This is a genomic window from Vibrio halioticoli NBRC 102217, from assembly GCF_000496695.1.
Classification (GTDB): domain Bacteria; phylum Pseudomonadota; class Gammaproteobacteria; order Enterobacterales; family Vibrionaceae; genus Vibrio; species Vibrio halioticoli.
Genome location: NZ_BAUJ01000027.1, coordinates 1 through 18698 on the forward strand (window position 1 = coordinate 1; position 18698 = coordinate 18698).

The following is an 18698-nucleotide window of genomic DNA, read 5'->3' on the forward strand; positions in this document are numbered from 1 at the left end:
TTTAAGTCAATATTTCACTTTAAAACCGGGAGACCTTATTTTTATGGGCACACCAGGCAGAACCAAAGCATTAAACAATAAGGATGTTGTTTCTGTTTCTATCGAAGGGGTGGGTGAAGTAGAAAACCCGATATTGTTTGCTTATTGAGGTGACGGCTTATCGCTAAAATCTCTCAACTCTGAGATAAATTAGCGGTAACGCAGCTTTGGATGGTGTTTAATTAAGTCCATACGAATTGAATATGGTTCACCCAATGAAAATTGTTATTGCCCCTGATTCATTTAAAGAGTCGTTATCGGCTAAAGAGGTGTGTCAGTGTATTGAGTTTGGTTTTAAGGAAGTCTTTCCGACAGCGCAATATTACCACCTTCCTCTTGCCGATGGTGGAGAGGGGACGGTTGAGGTGTTAATCGATGCGCTACAAGGAGAGATTAGGCACTCTTGGGTAAGTGATCCTCTTGGCCGACAAGTGCGTGCTAAATGGGCACTGTTGGAGCAAGGCAAAACCGCATTGATTGAAGTGGCTTCCGCATCTGGGCTAGATCTTATTGCGCCTGAAGAAAGAAACCCCGCAGTGACAAGTACGTATGGTACCGGTGAGATCATAAAAGAAGCTTTGGATCTGGGCGTATCTAAAATCTTACTAGGGTTAGGTGGCAGTGCGACCAACGACGCTGGCGCTGGAATTATTCACGCGTTAGGCGGTAAATTATTGGACGCCGAAGGTCAGTTGCTACCTGCTGGTGGCTTGGCCTTATCAAAGGTACACACGATTGATTTATCAAGCGTGCATGCACGTTGTAAGCAAGTGCCGATTATTCTAGCTTGTGATGTGAGTAACCCTTTGGTGGGGGATAAAGGGGCAAGTTATGTATTTGCTCCACAGAAAGGAGCTGATTCGTTATTAGTTAAATCTCTAGATGAGGCCATATTTCATTTTGCGACCAAGAGTTTTAATTTAACGGGAATTAAGCACTTTAATTCTCCAGGTTTTGGCGCAGCAGGAGGCGTTCCTATGGGGCTTTCATTGCTATTTCCTATGTTGACCCTTAAACAAGGAATAGAGGTTGTTTTAGATTTATTAGATGCCGATAAAATACTTGAAAACGCCGATCTAGTAATAACCGGCGAAGGGAAAATGGATAATCAAACCCTTAGTGGAAAAGCCCCTTTTGGCATTGCAACTAGAGCCAGAAATAAAGGTATTCCTGTTATTGGAATAGCAGGTTCGCTCGGTAATGAAATCAATGAACTTTATAACAGTTTTAACTGTATTTTTGGCACAACCCCATCACCACAAACACTTTCTCAAGTGTTAGAAAAAGCCGATGAAAACCTTATTCGCTCCTCGCGAAATATTGCGGCGTTACTGAAACTTGGACAGCAAATTTAAACTAAGTTTTAGCTTTTTAAAATTAAGTTATGATCTCCAATATATAAGAAAATCCTCATGTAAGGTTTAGTGCATATTATGACTAAACCTTTTGATTTAACTAAATATTATTAATGCAAAATTCAAGACCTGACCCCCTAATTACCCCTACAAAGTGTGAGCGAGCTAGCTCAAATTAATAACCCTAAATTTCATATTAACTGTGATGCGTATCCTACTTTGAATTGTTCTGTAATTTTCAATGTTGCTAAAAAGTAAATTTACGTTACTTTTAGTTTCAACGGAAATGATTTGTATTATAAGAATATAACAATCATATATCTGTTATATAGGGATTGAAGATGAATTATCAGGGGTCTTCATTAGCTAATAATCTTTAGGGATATCATTAATTATGATGCTTAAGACAAAACAGAAATATATTACAGCAGTTGTCGCTGCAGCCTTGTCGGTCGGGGTTTTGCCGGCTGTACATGCGGCAACAGTCTCCATTGAAAATGCCAGTTTTGAAAGCAGTTTTGACGGTTGGTCTGATACCGACCCTTCAGCAATTTCAGGGGATGCTCGCACAGGTTCGCGTTCAGCGAAAATTACTGGCTCAGCAGGTAAAGTTGAGCAAGTGTTAACGGTTGAACCAAATACTACTTATTTATTAAGTGCTTATGTTAAAGGTTTGGGTGAGATTGGCGCTGTTGTTGATGGTCAAACTTACAGCAATACTGGGGGTGGGGATGACTTCCAGCAGGTTAGCCTTTCGTTCAATTCGGGCTCTGCAACGTCAGTAACTATCTTTGGTGGCTACGGTGGGGATGAAGGTCGCCTAGATGACTTTACCCTAGAAAGTACTGAAGATGGTGGTGACTCAGGTACAACGCCAGACCCAGATCCGGACAATGGTGATGGCTCTGACAGCGGCTCTGGCGATGGTGATTCTGGCGGCGTAGGCGGTACTTGTAGCGTAGATAATAGTGGTCAATTAAGCATTGTTAGTGCTTATGATGACGGCACTAATGATGGTCACGGACCTGAAAACACGTACGATAATAATACAACAGATGAGTCTCGTTGGTCTTCTAACGGTATCGGAAAAGCCATTACATTTGACTTAGGTTCTCAAGCTTCAGTCACTGATTTAGCGATTCAATGGTACAAAGGTAACGCTCGTAGCTCTTATTTTGATGTGGAAACTTCAACAGATAACAGCAACTGGACAACCGTACTTTCTGGTGGCATTTCATCAGGTGCAGATTCTGGTTTTGAAGATATTGATGTAGCAGATACCGAAGCTCGTTATGTTCGTATTATCGGCTCTGGTAACTCTGCAGGTTCTGAGTGGAACAGCATCATTGAAACGCAAGTTTATGGCTGTGACGGCGACACCTCAGATCCTGACAATGGTTCTGGCGACTCTGATTCTGGCTCTGGTGACTCAGATGCAGGTTCTGGCTCAGGTGATTCAGGTTCTGGTGATTCTGGTTCTGGCGGTGAGATTGTCGGTAGTTGTAATATTGATATGTCTATCTGGGGTTACACCACAGGTGATGGTGTATCAATGAACGATGTTGAAGATATTCAAGACCTTGTTGATAATAAAACTCTGGGCTCTAACGGTGCTGAAGAAATTGTCTTCAACGATGGCTGTGTGACTTTCTCAGTGAAAAATGACGCAGCAAGCTCTGGCGGTTCTACATACCCTCGTTCTGAGTTACGTGAGCTAATGGCAAGATATACAGACGGCGGCGACGCTAATGTTAAAGGCATCACTAAGAACAACTGGGTGACAAGTGAAGCATCATCTTCTGATCAGTCAGCTGCTGGTGGCGTTAACGGCAACATGAAAGCCACGCTAGTAGTAAACCAAGTCTCTGTAGATGCAACTAGTGAAGACCAAATTGGTCGTATCATTGTCGGTCAGATTCATGGTGGGGATCATGAACCTGTTAAGATTTACTACCGTAAACTACCTGAGCACGACAAAGGCTCTGTATTCTTTACTGTAGACGACTCTAGTGGTAACCCTGGTGATCGTATCAACATTATTGGTTTCACTGATAAAAACGATATTGATCAGGACGCAAGTGGTGACCCAGTTGAACCTGAAAATGGCATCGCACTGGGTGATGAGTGGAGCTACGAAATTGACCTAACTGGCGATCAACTAAAAGTGACAGTTTGGCATGATGGCTACACTTACACGACTGCAGATTCAATTGCTTACACCAAAACACGTTCTAAGCAAACAATCCGCAACTCAAGTGACACAGACGCAATTACAATCTCTGACTTCTATGCCGATGATTATATGTACTTCAAAGCAGGTCTATATAACCAGAATAAATCCGGTACAGAATACCCAGATTACGCATCTGTTACGTTTACTGTGATTGATGTTACTCATGACTAGTTAGATAAAAGGCGGTAGTCTTTTTATATCAACGCCTCTTTATTGTTTAATACAGTAAAGGGGCGTTTTAGCTTTCAAATTCCTTTTTTGTTCTTATTTAATCGCCGATGACAATAAGATTCAGATACCTGTGTTTGTCATTCACTAAACCCTACTCAAATAATTAATAAATCAGTCATGAGAATTAAACGCTATCAGGATTAAATCGTGACCTTCTTTTCTAAAATAAGTCTAATAAGAGTAGTGTTACTATGATTCGTTTTAAAACTGGGTTTGTCTTTCTTTCCATTTCTTTAATTGCAGCCTGTGATAGTGAGAGTCTGGATATTGAAGCTCCAACAGAGGCAAATATTCAACTTGGCCCTCGTCCTGCTTATTTGGTTGACCAACTGGCAGAGGGAGAGCTAAAGGATAGCTTAACAAGTTGTCTAAATAACCAATCACACTTTGAAAAGAGTGAGCTTTCTATCGGTCACCGCGGCGCACCATTAATGTTCCCTGAGCATACTAAAGAGAGCTACGTTGCCGCTGCGCGCATGGGTGCTGGCGTACTGGAATGTGATGTTGCCTTTACTAGCGATGCTGAACTAGTGTGTCGCCATTCCCACTCAGATCTACACACAACCACTAATGTATTAGCAACTGAGCTAGCAGATAAGTGTTCAATTCCATTCACTCCAGCCGATGAGCTTAACGGCGTTCAAGCGCAGGCAGAGTGCCGCACTTCTGATTTTACTCTGGCAGAATTTAAGTCACTGCAAGGCAAAATGGACGCATACAATCCAAACGCAACCACAGTTGCTGAATATATGGATGCCACGCCAAGCTACCGTACCGACCTTTATGCCGGTACTGGTATACTGATGACGCACAAAGAAAGCATTGCTTTGTTTAAAGAACTTGGCGTAAAAATGACTCCAGAGCTAAAAACGCCAGACGCACAAGACTTAGCTGCTGCAGGGTTAACTCAAGAAGAGTTTGCTCAAAAAATGATCCAAGAATATATCGACGCGGGCATTGCACCCAGTGACGTTTACCCGCAGTCATTCTTAATCGACGATGTTGAATACTGGGTAGCGAATACTCCAGAATTTGGAGAGCAGGGCGTATACCTGACTTTCTCTCTAAACAACGTCCCAACTCCAGCCGAAATCGTGGAAAAAGGCATCAATATCATCGCCCCAATTTACCCGCTACTAGTAACAAAATCGGGTGATGAAGTCGTCGCAACCGATTATGCGAACGAGATTAAAGAGTCAGGACTAGACATCATCACATGGACCATTGAGCGTCAATACACCGACTACAATGAGCTAGAAGTCGTCAACGTACTAAAGAATGATATTAATGCGATTGGCATATTCAGCGACTGGCCTGCAACAGTAACGTTTGTTGATAATTGTACTGAGTAAGAGTGTATTAGTTAATAAATAAGGCTAATAAAACAGGCTGAATAAAGTGTGTAGATCAGCAACGATTGTTGCTGGTTTTCTTAGGTACAAAAAAGGCGTAGTAGGTATTAACCTGCTACGCCTTTCTTTAATTTGGTGGCCCCTCGCAGACTTGAACTGCGGACCAATCGATTATGAGTCGACCGCTCTAACCACTGAGCTAAGGGGCCTTTGTAGGGTGAAGATTATATGAGATGGACAGGGGAGTGTCTAGGTGAAGTCGCTAGAATAGGGAGTAATAATGTACAGTTTTTGTGCTATCAAACCGATAAATACAAAAAAGGTGAGCTAGTGCTCACCTTTTGTACATAAAGACTGATTGTTTACTCGTCAAGGAAGCTGCGCAGTGTTTCTGAGCGGCTTGGGTGACGTAGTTTACGTAGTGCTTTTGCTTCGATCTGACGGATACGTTCACGAGTAACGTCGAACTGTTTGCCCACTTCTTCTAGAGTGTGGTCAGTGTTCATGTCGATACCAAAGCGCATGCGCAGTACTTTAGCTTCACGAGGTGTTAGGCCTGCTAGTACGTCTTTAGTTGCAAACTTAAGGCTAGTTGCCGTTGCAGAGTCTAAAGGTAGTTCTAGAGTCGTATCCTCGATGAAATCACCTAGATGCGAATCTTCGTCGTCACCGATTGGTGTCTCCATTGAGATTGGCTCTTTAGCAATTTTAAGTACTTTACGAATCTTGTCTTCAGGCATTTGCATGCGTTCTGCCAATTCTTCTGGCAGTGGCTCACGACCCATCTCTTGAAGCATCTGACGAGAGATACGGTTCAATTTGTTGATGGTTTCAATCATGTGCACAGGGATACGAATAGTACGCGCCTGGTCAGCGATAGAACGTGTAATTGCCTGACGAATCCACCATGTCGCATAAGTTGAGAATTTGTAACCACGACGGTATTCAAATTTATCAACGGCTTTCATTAGGCCGATGTTACCTTCTTGGATAAGATCCAAGAACTGTAGACCACGGTTGGTGTATTTCTTCGCAATAGAGATAACTAGACGTAAGTTCGCTTCTACCATCTCTTTTTTCGCACGGCGAGCTTTTGCTTCACCGATAGACATACGACGGCTGATGTCTTTAATAGACTGAACCGTTAGAGAAGTCTCTTGTTCAATGCTTTTCAGCTTTTGAATAGAGCGACGGATGTCTTCTTCGTTACGACGAATCTTCTCTTTATAAGGTGCTGTTGAAGACAATACGTTGTCTACCCAAGCATCGCTTGATTCGTTGCCAGTGAAAGTTTTAACAAATTCTTTCTTAGGCATGCCACCGTATTCTACGGTTTGACGCATGATTAAACGCTCTTGTGTACGAACTCGCTCCATTGAGGTGCGAAGTTGAGTCACAAGGTGATCAAACTGTTTTGGCGTTAGACGGAATTCGCGGAATACATCATTTACCTTAGCGGTTGCTACTTTAAAGGCTTTGCTGTCGCGGCCTTCGCTGTTAGAAACTAGCTGTAGGTTTTGGTATGTGTTACGAAGATTAGTGAACTTCTCTAGAGCTAGCTCTGGATCGATACCTGTATCTTCTTCTTCCTCGTCTTCGTCATCGTCAGCATCGTCAGCGTCTGATGCTTCAAGATCGGTTTTAGCCAGCTCTGAACCAACGTGAGTTGCTGTTGGCGCTGTTGTACCGTCATCATCAGGGTCAACAAAACCTGAAATAATGTCTGTTAGGCGAAGTTCTTCAGCTTGTACTTTATCGAACTGCTCTAAAACATACGGTATTGTGCCAGGAAATTCTGCAACTGATGCTTGAACTTGGTTGATGCCATCTTCGATACGCTTAGCGATATCAATCTCGCCTTCACGAGTTAGAAGCTCAACAGTACCCATTTCACGCATGTACATGCGCACTGGATCTGTTGTTCGGCCAATTTCACTTTCAACGGTGCTTAAAGCGGCAACAGCTGCTTCAGCTGCATCCTCATCAACTTCTGTGCTTTCATCATTGATCGTGTCATCATCGATCTCAGTGGCGTTTTCTACCACTTTGATACCCATGTCGTTGATCATCTGAATGATATCTTCGACTTGTTCTGAATCTACGATTTCAGGCGGTAGATGGTCGTTAACTTCGGCATAAGTTAGATAGCCTTGCTCTTTGCCTTTAAGAACAAGCGCTTTAAGCTGTGACTGCCTATTTTGATCCATAGATGGTATCCAAATTCTGGTCTGGTGAAGGAACTAGTTTGCGAAATGCAGACCGCTAATTATAGCAAACTTTTTTACATTACAAGCGTTCAGGGTCTCATGCTTTTAAATCTAGCATTAAAGCCAGCAGCTCCCTTTTTTCTTCGACTGATAAGCCGACACTTCTTTCTTTCGCTTGTAGGGTTTCAATTTGCCGTTCAATACACTGGTAAATTACTTTATCCAGTGAATCACAAAATATATCGTCATGATTGTCTTCTTCTTTATAAGTTGGGAGATCCCAGCTTGCTAGAAGTGACAATATGCGTTCTTCTTTTTGATTTCGCCAGTGCTCTAATAACTGGCCAGTGGTGATATGGGGATGATTTATACACTTATCAACCACATCGAGTAATAAACTTAGTCCAGGTAGGTTAGTTTGACTAACTGAATCTAGATTTGGTATTAACTCTACGTAATGCGGGTTCTGTAGCAATAAGGCTATGACAACACGCATTGGCGTTCTTTCTATCTTCTTATGCGGCGCTGGACGTGCAGATTTCTCGTCTGTTTTGGCGATCAATTGTTGCAGTTGACGCTCATCGACTAAACCTAATTTTCGTCCAAGTAATTCACGCAGATACATGCGCAGTGTACCGCCAGGTACTTTACTAATCAGAGGGATAGCTAAAGTGCTTAACTTAGCCATGCCTTCTTTACTGCTGGTATCCACTTGCTGCATTAAGGTTTGAAACATAAATTCTGATAGCGTAGTCGCACTGCGAACTTGCTCTTCAAACCCCTGTTTACCGTGTTGACGGATATAGGTATCAGGGTCTTCGCCATCAGGTAAAAACATAAACTTAAGCTGACGCCCGTCGTTTAAATAAGGCAGGGCATTTTCCATTGCTCGCCATGCCGCATCACGACCGGCTCTATCCCCGTCATAACAACAAATGATATTGCTGGTTTGACGAAATAGCATTTGCAGGTGATCGCCAGTAGTGGAGGTGCCAAGTGAGGCCACCGCATAGTCCACTCCAAACTGCGCCAAAGCCACTACATCCATATACCCTTCAACCACCAGGATTTGTTCTGGCGAGCGATGAGTTTGTAGCACTTCATATAAACCATAAAGCTCTTTGCCTTTATGGAATATGGGCGTTTCCGGTGAGTTGAGATATTTTGGCGTACCGTCACCTAAGACACGTCCACCAAAACCAATCACTCGACCACGACGGTCACGAATAGGGAACATGACTCGACCACGGAAGCGGTCGTATCTATTACCTTTGTCGTTTTCAATGAGCATGCCAGCACTGACTAAAGCATCTTGTGCCTGTTTTTGCTGACCAAATTGTTTTCGTACCGAATCCCATTCATCCGCTACGAAACCAATCTCGAATTTTTGTGCTATTTCTCCGCTGAGCCCTCGGTTTTTTAAGTACTCAATCGCGGTTTTTCCGGCGCTCGTTTTTAATTGCGAACGATAGAAGTTAGCGATGCTGCCCAATAAATCATATAGGCTGCGTTTCTGTTCAGTATTGGCGGTTGGTCCTTGGCTACTAAAGCCACCTTGACGCTGTTCTCTTGGGACTTCTAAACCTAGATGAGCGGCAAGCTCTTCAATGGCTTCGACAAACTCAAGACGTTCGTATTCCATCATGAAATCGATGGCATTCCCGTGAACACCACAACCAAAGCAATGATAAAACTGCTTTTCTTGGCTAACACTGAAAGAGGGGGTTTTCTCGTTATGGAATGGGCAGCAAGCACCGTAGTTCTTGCCTTGTTTCTTTAGTTTTACTCGCGCGTCAACGATATCGACAATATCCAGTCGAGCAAGTAGGTCATCAATGAAGGTACGTGGTATGTGTCCAGCCATAGATCCTAAAGAAAGTTCGTTTGTGCGAGATACAAACAAGCCGTGCATTCAATGAATAGCACGGCTTGCTTTAATTTTTATTGGGGATTTAAGCCAGTTTAGAACGAACTAAACCACTTACTTTACCCATATCTGCGCGCCCTTGAATTTGTGGTTTGAGAACGCCCATTACTTTACCCATGTCTTGCATGCCCGCAGCACCAGATTCGGTAATTGCACTATCAACTAATGCAGCCACTTCTTCTTCGCTCAGCGGTTGAGGCATAAATTCCTCAAGTACTGTAATTTCAGCTTTCTCAATGTCCGCAAGATCTTGACGACCGGCAGATTCATATTGAGCGACAGAATCGCGACGTTGTTTAACCATTTTAGTCAGCACACCGATGATATCGTCGTCGGTCAGAGTAATCCTCTCGTCGACTTCACGTTGCTTAATTGCTGATAGGGCTAAACGAATAGTGCCAAGGCGCGGTTTGTCCTTGGCTTTCATCGCAGATTTTTGCTCTTCTTTGAGTTTATCAATAAGAGCCATTACTAATTCCTAATAATATCGGGGATTAGTAAAGACGAACGCGACGTGCGTTTTCACGAGCTAGCTTCTTAGCGTGACGCTTTTGAGCAGCTGCTTTAGCGCGTTTACGAACTGTAGTTGGTTTCTCATAGTGCTCACGACGACGCACTTCAGAAAGAATACCTGCTTTTTCGCAAGAGCGCTTAAAGCGACGTAGAGCTACGTCGAACGGTTCGTTTTCACGTACTTTAACTACTGGCATATGCCTTTCACCTCAGGGGTTATTCGTTAATACTGGGTTCCACTTTCTGGGCAAGTTAACTTGCAAGGGGAATAACCAGTTTGATCAAAAATGGTGCGGAATTTTAATCCGAACTGATAGTGTTTGTAAAGTACTTTATTGCGGAGAAAACGATCAATCATTTGTTTGAACAATTAGGACAAGGTAAACTTGCCACATATTAAAGAAGTCGCGAGAAATGTATGCGTATTTTAGGTATTGAAACCTCCTGTGATGAGACAGGAGTGGCTATTTATGATGATGAGAAAGGTTTGCTTTCACATCAACTATATAGCCAAGTAAAGCTCCATGCTGATTATGGTGGCGTGGTTCCAGAACTCGCTTCTCGCGATCACGTGAAAAAGACTATTCCATTGGTAAAAGAAGCGTTAAAAGAAGCCAACTTAACCTCTGCCGATATTGATGGCATCGCTTATACCGCAGGCCCAGGCCTAGTGGGCGCTTTGTTAGTCGGTGCGACTATTGGCCGTAGTATTGCGTATGCGTGGGATGTCCCTGCGGTACCCGTGCACCATATGGAAGGGCATTTGCTGGCTCCTATGCTAGAAGATAATCCGCCACCGTTTCCTTTTATTGCTTTGCTCGTTTCAGGCGGTCACACCATGATCGTAGAAGTGAAAGCAATTGGTGAATATCAAATTCTTGGTGAATCAATTGACGACGCCGCAGGTGAAGCCTTTGATAAAACGGCTAAACTGATGGGACTGGATTACCCCGGTGGTCCGCTATTATCTCGTCTAGCAGAAAAAGGAACGCCAGGCCGCTTTAAGTTCCCTCGTCCTATGACAGACCGTCCGGGTCTGGATATGAGCTTTTCTGGTTTAAAAACCTTTGCGGCCAATACTATCTCTGGCAATGACAACGATGAGCAAACTCGCGCTGATATTGCGTATGCGTTCCAAGAAGCGGTGTGTGCTACATTAGCGATTAAATGCAAACGTGCGCTGCAACAAACGGGCATGAAGCGTATTGTAATTGCGGGTGGCGTAAGTGCTAACAAACAATTGCGCCTTGAACTTGAAGCCTTGGCGAAGAAGGTGGGCGGTGAAGTCTATTACCCAAGAACCGAGTTCTGTACCGATAACGGCGCTATGATTGCTTATGCGGGTATGCAACGTTTAAAAAATGGCGAAACATCAGGCTTAGGCGTTAAAGCTCAGCCTCGCTGGCCTATCGACCAACTAGAGCCGATTGCCTAGTGATTACAATCGTTAAACAACATTGATATGTAGCCGACCTAACTAGGTCGGCTTTTTTGTGCATTGAACTTGAGTCAGTTGATGAGGGAGAAGGAAAGGCGATCGGTGTCATTACCGCTTTTTAGAGCCCACCTTCGGCTCTTCTCCAGAAAACAGGCGCTTAATATTGTCTTGATGTCGCCAGATAATGAGACAGCACAGCATTGCCACAGGCAAGGTGTATTGCGGTTTGATCATCCAAGTGTATAACGGGGCTACTAAAGCGGTCACTAGAGCCGCCAGTGAAGAGTAGCGCGAGACCACTGCGGTAATTAGCCATGTTCCCATCAATAAGCCGGTTAAATCAAAACCAATTGGGGCTATCGCACCCACCGCTGTTGCCACACCTTTGCCACCTTTAAAGTGGAAGAAGATAGGATAAATGTGGCCAATACAGGCAGAAATACCAATCAAACCTAACATCACAGGGTCAAGGTCGAGGTAGTAGGCTGACCAAACAGGAATGGTCCCTTTTGCCATGTCGCAAAGCAGAACTAATACCGCAGGTAGCTTTCCACCTATGCGCATCACATTGGTGGCACCAGGGTTTTTTGAGCCTGTGGTTCTAGGATCGGGAAGGCGAAATACTCGACAAATGAGAACGGCACTCGACACTGAGCCTAATAAATAGGCCAAGATGATCATGAGTAGAGCCGTTGCTGTCATAGATATCCTTTACACTTTGTAGCTAATATCGATTGAATCGGGATTATAGTTGGGTAATCAATGTAGTATATTACGTTTTTTTATACTTTTAGCTTATCCGACCTCAATCTATGTATTTGAACTTGTTTTGCAAGAATTTACTACTTAAAGAGGCAAGAAAAGGATCGAAATAATGAATCAAGACCGAGTTTTTATCGAACAGCTCGAGGTAATTACCACTATTGGGGTGTATGACTGGGAGCAAGAGATCAAGCAAAAACTAGTGCTTGATATAGAAATGGCTCACGATAACCAAGCCGCTGGGCACAGTGATAATGTTGAAGATGCATTAGATTATTTCTCTGTCAGCCAAGCGGTTCTTGCGCATATTGAGGGTGGGCGATTTTTGCTCGTTGAACGAGTAGCAGAAGAAATTGCCAGCCTAATTATGGATAAATTTAACGTTCCTTGGATTCGCATCAAGCTTCGTAAGCCTGGCGCTGTGCCACAAGCTGCTAGTGTTGGCGTTGTCATTGAACGAGGCTCGTTGTGACCCAAACCTATTTAGGTATTGGGACCAACATTGAACGAGATAAGCACGCGCGCGCTGCGATCATCGAGTTGCAACGTTTAGGTAGTAATCTGCAAGTCTCAACGATTTACAGTTGCCCGGCAACGGGATTTGATGGCGCTGAGTTTTATAATTTTGTGGTTGGCCTAGATACGGATTTAGCTTTGCCTGAATTTTGTCATCGTTTGCGAGCGCTGGAGCTGGCTTATGGTCGCCCACTCAATGCCCAAAAGAAACAAGATCGTACATTAGATATCGATATTCTTTTGTTTGGTGATGTGCAAAGTGCGCAAGCGCCACAAATACCAAGAAAGGATATTGTTAAGTTCAATTTTGTGCTGCAACCTTTGTATGAGCTATGTCCCGAACTGATTGTTCCCGGGGACGGCCGTTGTATTGGTCAAATTTGGCAGCAAGAATTTTTGTCTATCGGTGGTATGTCGAATCTTACCGCCACTTCTTTACATTTAAGTGATGATAATTAATGAGCTATTTAGAAGCTTTTGCATTGGCCTTAATTCAGGGCCTAACTGAATTTTTACCTATATCGAGTTCTGCTCACCTGATTTTACCTTCGGCTGTGTTAGGTTGGGAAGATCAAGGCTTGGCGTTTGATGTAGCGGTACACGTGGGCACCTTGCTCGCAGTTGTGATTTATTTTAGACATGAAGTGGTTACTCTTTTACGTGCATTTTTTGGCTCCGTGTTTAAACAGCAGCACAACAAAGAGTCCAAACTGGCGTGGATGATTATTTTAGCGACCATTCCAGCCGGTTTAGCCGGGTTGTTCCTAAACGATCTGATTGAGTTGTATCTACGCAGTGCTTGGGTGATTGCCTGCACGACGATCATTTTTGGTTTATTGCTGTGGCACGCAGATAAAACATCAACGTTAACTAAAGATGAGTATCAAGCCACTTGGAAGAAGACGTTAATTATTGGTATTGCTCAAGCAATGGCAATGATTCCGGGCACATCACGCTCTGGGGCCACTATTACCGCGGCGCTTTATCTCGGCTTTACTCGTGAGGCGGCGGCGCGTTTTTCGTTTTTAATGTCTATCCCAATCATCACCTTAGCCGGTGGTTACTTAGGCACTAAGTTGGCTCTTAGCCCAGAGCCTATGCATCTAGGTTTGCTATCTACGGGGATTTTAGTCTCGTTTGTGAGTGCCTATATTTGTATCCATTACTTCTTGAAGCTGATCTCTAGCATGGGAATGACGCCATTTGTCATCTACCGCTTGCTATTGGGTGCAGGCTTGTTTGCTTTCTTGCTGACTCAGTAATCGATAACCACAAAATGAAAGGCCTCTAAGAGTAAATCTTAGAGGCCTTTTTTATGCCGATTTTTTACAGCCAATGCCAGCTTTGTTTTACTTGTTCAATCGCCTCAGTGCGGCGTTTGTTGAGCTCTTCTCTGATATCCTTGCCCGCAAAACCATCTTTAATCACTTGTTGAACATTCACCGCTAATGCCGCTTGATAGGTTGCGACAAAGTAATCTCGTTGCGGGTAGGGGGTAGATTCATGCCCTAATCGCCCTTGAGTGTCGGCTTGGCAGGTAATTAATACTTGCTCTAGTACGTTAGGCTTACGCCATACATCAAAGCTGTCTAGCACGCGCAAAACGGTCGAGGCTTTTAGCTCTTGCGCTCGATGAATGTTGGAGTGCTGCTTGCATACATGCAGTGCCAACTCTTTGTATTGGTTGGGTACGCGCAGGCGCTTGCTGAGGGTTTCGATAATTTTAAGGCCAGTATGACAATGCATTTTATGGCTTGGCCACTCTGGTTGTGGGGTGACACCTTTGCCGAGATCGTGCATTTGCGCGGCAAAGCGTATTTCGGGCACTTTGCTTAACTGCGCAGATCGTTTAGCGACCATTAAAGTGTGGATTCCAGTGTCTATCTCAGGATGCCATTTTTCGGTTTGTGGCACGCCAAACAAACGGCTGATTTCGGGCATGACGACAGCGAGTGCGCCACACTCTTGTAGCACTTCGATAAACACTTGCGGATCTTGGGTTAATAACGATTTGTGCCACTCTTGCCAAACACGTTCAGCTGTGAGGGTTTGTAGCTCACCTGAATCGACAATCTCTCGCATTAGGCTGAGGGTTTCTTGCGCCACGCTAAAGCCTAGGTGATGCAATTTAGCGGCGAAACGCGCCACACGTAATACACGCAAAGGGTCTTCAACAAAAGCGCGCGAAACATGTCGCAGGCACTTGTTTTGGATATCTTGCTGACCGCCATAAGGATCATACAAGGTGCCCGATTCATCTTGTGCAATGGCATTGATAGTGAGATCGCGGCGTATTAGATCTTCTTCTAAAGTGACGTCTTGCGCAAAGTAACAATCAAACCCAGTGTAACCGCTTCCTGATTTACGTTCGGTGCGAGCCAGAGCGTATTCTTCATGTGTTTTAGGATGCAGAAAAACAGGGAAATCTTTGCCGACGGCTTGATAGCCAAGATCCAACAATGTTTGTGGCGTTGCGCCCACCACAACCCAGTCTCGGTCGTAGTTTTCTATATTAAGCAGTTTATCTCTAACTGCACCACCCACTAGATAGGTTTGCACAATGAAGTCTCCCTTTTTGTATTGTGGATGAAAGTGATGGCAATTATATGTCGCTATTCTTTGCACTACCTAACACTACGATCAGTCGATGAAAGGATTGCTTTACTTTCTTTCATTCAATGGTAGCTTGACTCAAATGAGAAAAGAAGTATGTATAGAAGTTCTAAATGTATAAGGATTTTTTTGGTTTTGTAGAAGAACCATTTTCAATTGTTCCCAGTTCTAAGTATTTATTCTTAAGTGCGCGCCATCGTGAGGCTCTGTCACATTTACAAATTGGCCTCAATAGTGGGGGTGGTTTTGCCATGCTGACCGGTGAGGTTGGCACAGGTAAGACGACGGTTTCTAAAGCGATGTTGGCTAACTTAGAAGGGAACTGGGTCGCAGGGCTTATACTGAATCCTACTTTTTCTGAAGTTGAATTACTGGAAGCGATTTGTGATGAGTTTTCACTTTCCTATACGCAACCCTCCAGCTTAAAACAGCTCTCGCAAGCCATTTATCATTACCTTTTAGACAATCATAAAAAAGGTATTCAAACTTTACTCTTAATTGATGAAGCTCAGCATCTTTCTGCGCAAGTGCTAGAGCAGCTTCGTCTGCTGACTAATTTAGAAACTGACAGTCGCAAGTTACTTAAAGTGTTGCTGGTGGGTCAACCTGAGCTACAACACAAGCTACAAACAATCGAACTGCGCCAATTAGCACAGCGCATCACTGGTCGTTATCATCTACTGCCCTTAGTGGAAAAAGATATCGCCGATTATATTGGATTCCGTTTGCGAGTAGCGGGTGGTCGTGAAGATATTTTTTCTGACAGAGCGGTGCAATTTATTGCTTCACAGTCACAAGGTATTCCGCGCTTAATCAACCTTATTTGCGACAAAGCCTTGTATTACGCCATGTTGAGTCAGCAAAACAGCGTTGACCGAAATATCGCGAAAAAAGCCTGTCATGATGTATTGGCCTATCAAGCCCCGACAGGAAATAAAGCACAAGTTAGTACTCACTCAAGCCGTTCTCATCATTGGCTATCACCGGCATTGCTATCGCTGGCCATCGCTGGGGCGACTTATCTCGGTTTGACTTCTTGGCATCAGTGGCAACAACTGCAAACCCAGTTCAATGAGCAACAAGCTCATACTCAGCAATTACAGCAGCAAATGGCGGAAAAGCAGAGCATAGCCAATCAAGAGCAGCAGCATTTTGCGCAATTGATAGGGCAAAGCCGCTCCCCAATGGGCGCTATGCAGGCGTTGTATCATCTGTGGGGCTTTGATGCCTCAATTGTGGATTCTGACTGTGAATATGGCACTACGCCACCTTTCCATTGCTTCCAAAGCAAAGCATCGCTGTCGAGTATTGTCGCGTCGAATCGCCCTGTGGTGATTACGCTGTATGATGATCAGCACCCTTATTTTGCTATTTTGCAAGGTGTAGCTAACGATAGAGTGACTCTGTTATTGGCAGGCGAGCGAGTACAGTTACCAGTGACTTGGCTCGACCAACATTGGAAAGGGCAGTTTAGATATCTTTGGTATAGCGAGATACTGGAAACAGTGAAAGCAAATAGTAGCGGCCAACAGGTACAAATATTGGATAAGTTGCTGGCGAAAGCGTTGAATGCAACGCCTTTGGAGACATCCATTTTTAATGATGAATTGAAGAAGAGAGTATCAACCTTTCAGGCTTGGCAAGGCTTAGATGCCGATGGCATTGCTGGAAACCAAACATTGCGTCAACTCGATAGACTCACCAGTGATAACGCACCTAAGTTACTGAGTGCGACAGCACAGCTAAGTGCACCAAGTACATCAAGTGTGCAAGCTGATAGCGAGGAGAATCAGTAATGTCAGAGGTATTAAAAGCACTTGAGCAATCTCAAAAGCAATTTGAACAGGCGTCAATACCAACGAGTGGACAGGCTAACCCATCCTCTAGACCACAAGCGGGTAATGGCAAAGTGAAGCTGATGGTCGCGATTGCCGTGGGTTTAGGTGTGGGTGTAGTAGCGCACAGCTTACTGGCTGGCTCAGCAACCACGCGTAGTATCGAAGCGATGCTAAGCCCTGCACTTAATAGTGTGTTGGTTGCCGAAGAAGCGCCTATCGCTAAGATGCCAACTATGGCTCCAAGCTTAGATATTGTGTACTTGCCTGCAACGCCGGCGAAACCGTTACTGCCTTTGCCAAAGATTTTGCCTCCGCCAGTCATTGATGAGACTCAGGCTGTTACTACAACAAGGATAGCGAGTAGCTCTACAACAGCATCTCAAACTGCATCCTCAACACCGGTTAATACCGTGCCGAAGGTTCAGCCAACGGCGCAAAAGAATACGGGTCAGGATGCAACTGACGATGAGTGGAATCTTTCTAAGCTCGATTTATCTCAACTCTCTCCTGAACTGGCAGGGCGAGTGACTCATGCCTTGGATACACCATCATCATTAGATGAACAAGGTGAGCGAAATAGCTTGGACCATATTAAGGTTAATGAGCTAGATAAAAATGTAGACCGATATAAAGGTCGATTACCTGCGCTTAATTTACAAACCCACATGTACGCCAGTAATCCCAAACATCGCTTGGTGAAGATCAATGGTAAAGAGTTACAAGAGGGCGATATGATTAACGATCAGACGAAATTGGTTGTGATTTCGCCGCGCTTTATTGTGGTTGAATTTGGCGGAGAGAAAATCCAAATTCCAGCCTTATATGATTGGCACGGTTAGTCGTTACTAGGGGCGCTATTCAACGTCTACACAAACAAAAGACATAAAAAAAGCTGCCATTGGCAGCTTTTTTTGATTTCGTTATTTCGCGAGTATTACGCCCAGCCGTTTGGAGACTTCTTACGACGAGGAATAACATGCGGAAGCAGTAGACCAAAGATCAAGCCTAGACCTGCAACACCACCACCGTACATGAAGTAGCGCAATAGAAGGTCTTCTTTTTGCGTATCAATGCGAGCTCTTAGCTCACGCACTTCAGTTTGGGCAGAAAGCAGTTGATCACTGACTTTCTTATAGTTAGCTTCCATTTCAGCAATTTGTGTATTGCGAGACTCTAGAGAACGAACCAAGCCTTCTTGTTCTTTGTCGGCTTTCTCGTTAAAGCTAGCAAGTTTTGCTTTAACTTGAACCAGTTCTTTTTCAAGGCGAGGCATGCGAGTAACCATACCTTCAGTTTTAGTTACGTATTTAGATTCAACCCAACCTTTACGGCCACGTTGGTCAACAACCTCTGTATAGCCACTCTTTTTGTTAGATTGGACTAAAGTGACCTTTGTTCCTGCATCAACACTACCGATAATTCGGTACTGAGCACTAGGACCTGAGTGCATATAAGTAAATAGGTTATCGGAGATGTAGATCGTTTGAGCCCATGCGGCTGGTGCAGATAGCACTGCAGCAAAAGCGATCAAAAAAAGTTTTTTCACTGTATGTCCTTCAAAAAATCAGATTCAGGTGAGGAACGCATTCCATCATTGCCTAAATAGTAAGTAGATTATAGGTTGCCTGCAACTAAAAGAGGGGCCAAAGCCCCCCTCTATAACGTCATATTGTC

At 44.0% G+C, this 18698-nt stretch carries 17 protein-coding genes and 1 tRNA gene; 10 read left to right on the plus strand and 8 right to left on the minus strand.

Annotated elements, in window-relative coordinates:
- From VHA01S_RS18090 to VHA01S_RS09285, 4 genes are all read left to right on the plus strand, one after another.
- Nucleotides 1-148 (plus strand): fumarylacetoacetate hydrolase family protein (locus VHA01S_RS18090; RefSeq protein WP_023404108.1); only part of this gene is annotated, 148 nt, incomplete at its 5' end.
- Between the two features lie 106 nt (nucleotides 149-254).
- The gene (locus VHA01S_RS09275) at nucleotides 255-1394 is read left to right on the plus strand and encodes a glycerate kinase (RefSeq protein ID WP_039970570.1); all 1140 of its coding nucleotides are present in this window, start codon (nucleotides 255-257) and stop codon (nucleotides 1392-1394) included.
- Between the two features lie 394 nt (nucleotides 1395-1788).
- A complete protein-coding gene (locus VHA01S_RS17820; protein WP_023404110.1) occupies nucleotides 1789-3798 on the plus strand; it encodes a polysaccharide lyase family 7 protein in 2010 nt (669 codons plus the stop codon).
- 251 nt (nucleotides 3799-4049) lie between these two features.
- Entirely contained in the window at nucleotides 4050-5210 is a 1161-nt protein-coding gene (locus VHA01S_RS09285; RefSeq protein WP_023404111.1) for a glycerophosphodiester phosphodiesterase family protein, read from the plus strand.
- Nucleotides 5211-5343: 133 nt separating this feature from the next.
- Here the strand turns inward: VHA01S_RS09285 and VHA01S_RS09290 are convergent.
- The 5 genes from VHA01S_RS09290 to rpsU form a co-directional block, all read right to left on the minus strand.
- Nucleotides 5344-5419 (minus strand) — tRNA-Ile (locus VHA01S_RS09290).
- A 153-nt stretch (nucleotides 5420-5572) separates the two neighbouring features.
- Nucleotides 5573-7417: an RNA polymerase sigma factor RpoD gene (gene rpoD / locus VHA01S_RS09295; protein ID WP_023404112.1), complete on the minus strand. Its 1845-nt coding sequence runs from the start codon at nucleotides 7415-7417 to the stop codon at nucleotides 5573-5575.
- A 97-nt stretch (nucleotides 7418-7514) separates the two neighbouring features.
- Nucleotides 7515-9281 carry a DNA primase gene (gene dnaG, locus VHA01S_RS09300; protein WP_023404113.1) on the minus strand — a complete coding sequence of 589 codons (1767 nt, stop codon included), beginning with the start codon at nucleotides 9279-9281 and terminating at the stop codon, nucleotides 7515-7517.
- Between the two features lie 88 nt (nucleotides 9282-9369).
- On the minus strand, nucleotides 9370-9813 hold the full coding sequence (locus VHA01S_RS09305) for a GatB/YqeY domain-containing protein (RefSeq protein WP_023404114.1): 444 nt from the start codon (nucleotides 9811-9813) through the stop codon (nucleotides 9370-9372).
- 25 nt (nucleotides 9814-9838) lie between these two features.
- Entirely contained in the window at nucleotides 9839-10054 is a 216-nt protein-coding gene (rpsU, locus tag VHA01S_RS09310; protein WP_001145625.1) for a 30S ribosomal protein S21, read from the minus strand.
- A 221-nt stretch (nucleotides 10055-10275) separates the two neighbouring features.
- Between rpsU and tsaD the strand changes: the two genes are divergently transcribed.
- Nucleotides 10276-11292 (plus strand): tRNA (adenosine(37)-N6)-threonylcarbamoyltransferase complex transferase subunit TsaD, encoded by a 1017-nt coding sequence (tsaD, locus tag VHA01S_RS09315; RefSeq protein ID WP_023404115.1) that lies wholly within the window; start codon nucleotides 10276-10278, stop codon nucleotides 11290-11292.
- Between the two features lie 111 nt (nucleotides 11293-11403).
- On the opposite strand, the gene plsY is transcribed toward tsaD, so the two are convergent.
- Entirely contained in the window at nucleotides 11404-11997 is a 594-nt protein-coding gene (gene plsY / locus VHA01S_RS09320) for a glycerol-3-phosphate 1-O-acyltransferase PlsY (RefSeq protein ID WP_023404116.1), read from the minus strand.
- Nucleotides 11998-12169: 172 nt separating this feature from the next.
- Here plsY and folB point away from each other — a divergent pair, with 172 nt between their 5' ends.
- Genes folB through VHA01S_RS09335 form a run of 3 tightly spaced genes read left to right on the plus strand, consistent with a single transcriptional unit; the run spans nucleotide 12170 to nucleotide 13835 of the window.
- Nucleotides 12170-12529 (plus strand): dihydroneopterin aldolase, encoded by a 360-nt coding sequence (folB, locus tag VHA01S_RS09325; protein ID WP_023404117.1) that lies wholly within the window; start codon nucleotides 12170-12172, stop codon nucleotides 12527-12529.
- Nucleotides 12526-13032, plus strand: a complete 507-nt coding sequence (folK, locus tag VHA01S_RS09330; RefSeq protein WP_023404118.1) for a 2-amino-4-hydroxy-6-hydroxymethyldihydropteridine diphosphokinase — start codon at nucleotides 12526-12528, stop codon at nucleotides 13030-13032. Before folB ends, folK begins: the two co-directional genes overlap by 4 nt.
- Nucleotides 13032-13835: an undecaprenyl-diphosphate phosphatase gene (locus tag VHA01S_RS09335; protein WP_023404119.1), complete on the plus strand. Its 804-nt coding sequence runs from the start codon at nucleotides 13032-13034 to the stop codon at nucleotides 13833-13835. Before folK ends, VHA01S_RS09335 begins: the two co-directional genes overlap by 1 nt.
- A gap of 64 nt (nucleotides 13836-13899) precedes the next feature.
- Here the strand turns inward: VHA01S_RS09335 and VHA01S_RS09340 are convergent, their stop codons facing one another.
- Nucleotides 13900-15132 carry a multifunctional CCA addition/repair protein gene (locus VHA01S_RS09340; RefSeq protein WP_023404120.1) on the minus strand — a complete coding sequence of 411 codons (1233 nt, stop codon included), beginning with the start codon at nucleotides 15130-15132 and terminating at the stop codon, nucleotides 13900-13902.
- A gap of 167 nt (nucleotides 15133-15299) precedes the next feature.
- Between VHA01S_RS09340 and VHA01S_RS09345 the strand changes: the two genes are divergently transcribed.
- Both VHA01S_RS09345 and VHA01S_RS09350 read left to right on the plus strand, forming a co-directional pair.
- Nucleotides 15300-16982, plus strand: coding sequence for an ExeA family protein (locus tag VHA01S_RS09345; protein ID WP_023404121.1), 1683 nt, complete (start codon nucleotides 15300-15302; stop codon nucleotides 16980-16982).
- On the plus strand, nucleotides 16982-17863 hold the full coding sequence (locus VHA01S_RS09350; RefSeq protein ID WP_023404122.1) for a general secretion pathway protein GspB: 882 nt from the start codon (nucleotides 16982-16984) through the stop codon (nucleotides 17861-17863). The genes VHA01S_RS09345 and VHA01S_RS09350 overlap by 1 nt, the downstream gene beginning before the upstream one ends.
- 95 nt (nucleotides 17864-17958) lie before the next feature.
- On the opposite strand, the gene VHA01S_RS09355 is transcribed toward VHA01S_RS09350, so the two are convergent.
- Nucleotides 17959-18570, minus strand: coding sequence for a TIGR04211 family SH3 domain-containing protein (locus VHA01S_RS09355; protein WP_023404123.1), 612 nt, complete (start codon nucleotides 18568-18570; stop codon nucleotides 17959-17961).
- Nucleotides 18571-18698: the final 128 nt, after the last annotated feature.

Bases quoted from the DNA above. Each gene is read 5' to 3' on its own strand.
- VHA01S_RS09275 (WP_039970570.1), top strand. From the start codon at position 255: ATGAAAATTGTTATTGCCCCTGATTCATTTAAAGAGTCGTTATCGGCT.
- VHA01S_RS17820 (WP_023404110.1), top strand. From the start codon at position 1,789: ATGATGCTTAAGACAAAACAGAAATATATTACAGCAGTTGTCGCTGCA.
- VHA01S_RS09285 (WP_023404111.1), top strand. From the start codon at position 4,050: ATGATTCGTTTTAAAACTGGGTTTGTCTTTCTTTCCATTTCTTTAATT.
- rpoD (WP_023404112.1), bottom strand. From the start codon at position 7,417: ATGGATCAAAATAGGCAGTCACAGCTTAAAGCGCTTGTTCTTAAAGGC.
- dnaG (WP_023404113.1), bottom strand. From the start codon at position 9,281: ATGGCTGGACACATACCACGTACCTTCATTGATGACCTACTTGCTCGA.
- VHA01S_RS09305 (WP_023404114.1), bottom strand. From the start codon at position 9,813: ATGGCTCTTATTGATAAACTCAAAGAAGAGCAAAAATCTGCGATGAAA.
- rpsU (WP_001145625.1), bottom strand. From the start codon at position 10,054: ATGCCAGTAGTTAAAGTACGTGAAAACGAACCGTTCGACGTAGCTCTA.
- tsaD (WP_023404115.1), top strand. From the start codon at position 10,276: ATGCGTATTTTAGGTATTGAAACCTCCTGTGATGAGACAGGAGTGGCT.
- plsY (WP_023404116.1), bottom strand. From the start codon at position 11,997: ATGACAGCAACGGCTCTACTCATGATCATCTTGGCCTATTTATTAGGC.
- folB (WP_023404117.1), top strand. From the start codon at position 12,170: ATGAATCAAGACCGAGTTTTTATCGAACAGCTCGAGGTAATTACCACT.
- VHA01S_RS09335 (WP_023404119.1), top strand. From the start codon at position 13,032: ATGAGCTATTTAGAAGCTTTTGCATTGGCCTTAATTCAGGGCCTAACT.
- VHA01S_RS09345 (WP_023404121.1), top strand. From the start codon at position 15,300: ATGTATAAGGATTTTTTTGGTTTTGTAGAAGAACCATTTTCAATTGTT.
- VHA01S_RS09350 (WP_023404122.1), top strand. From the start codon at position 16,982: ATGTCAGAGGTATTAAAAGCACTTGAGCAATCTCAAAAGCAATTTGAA.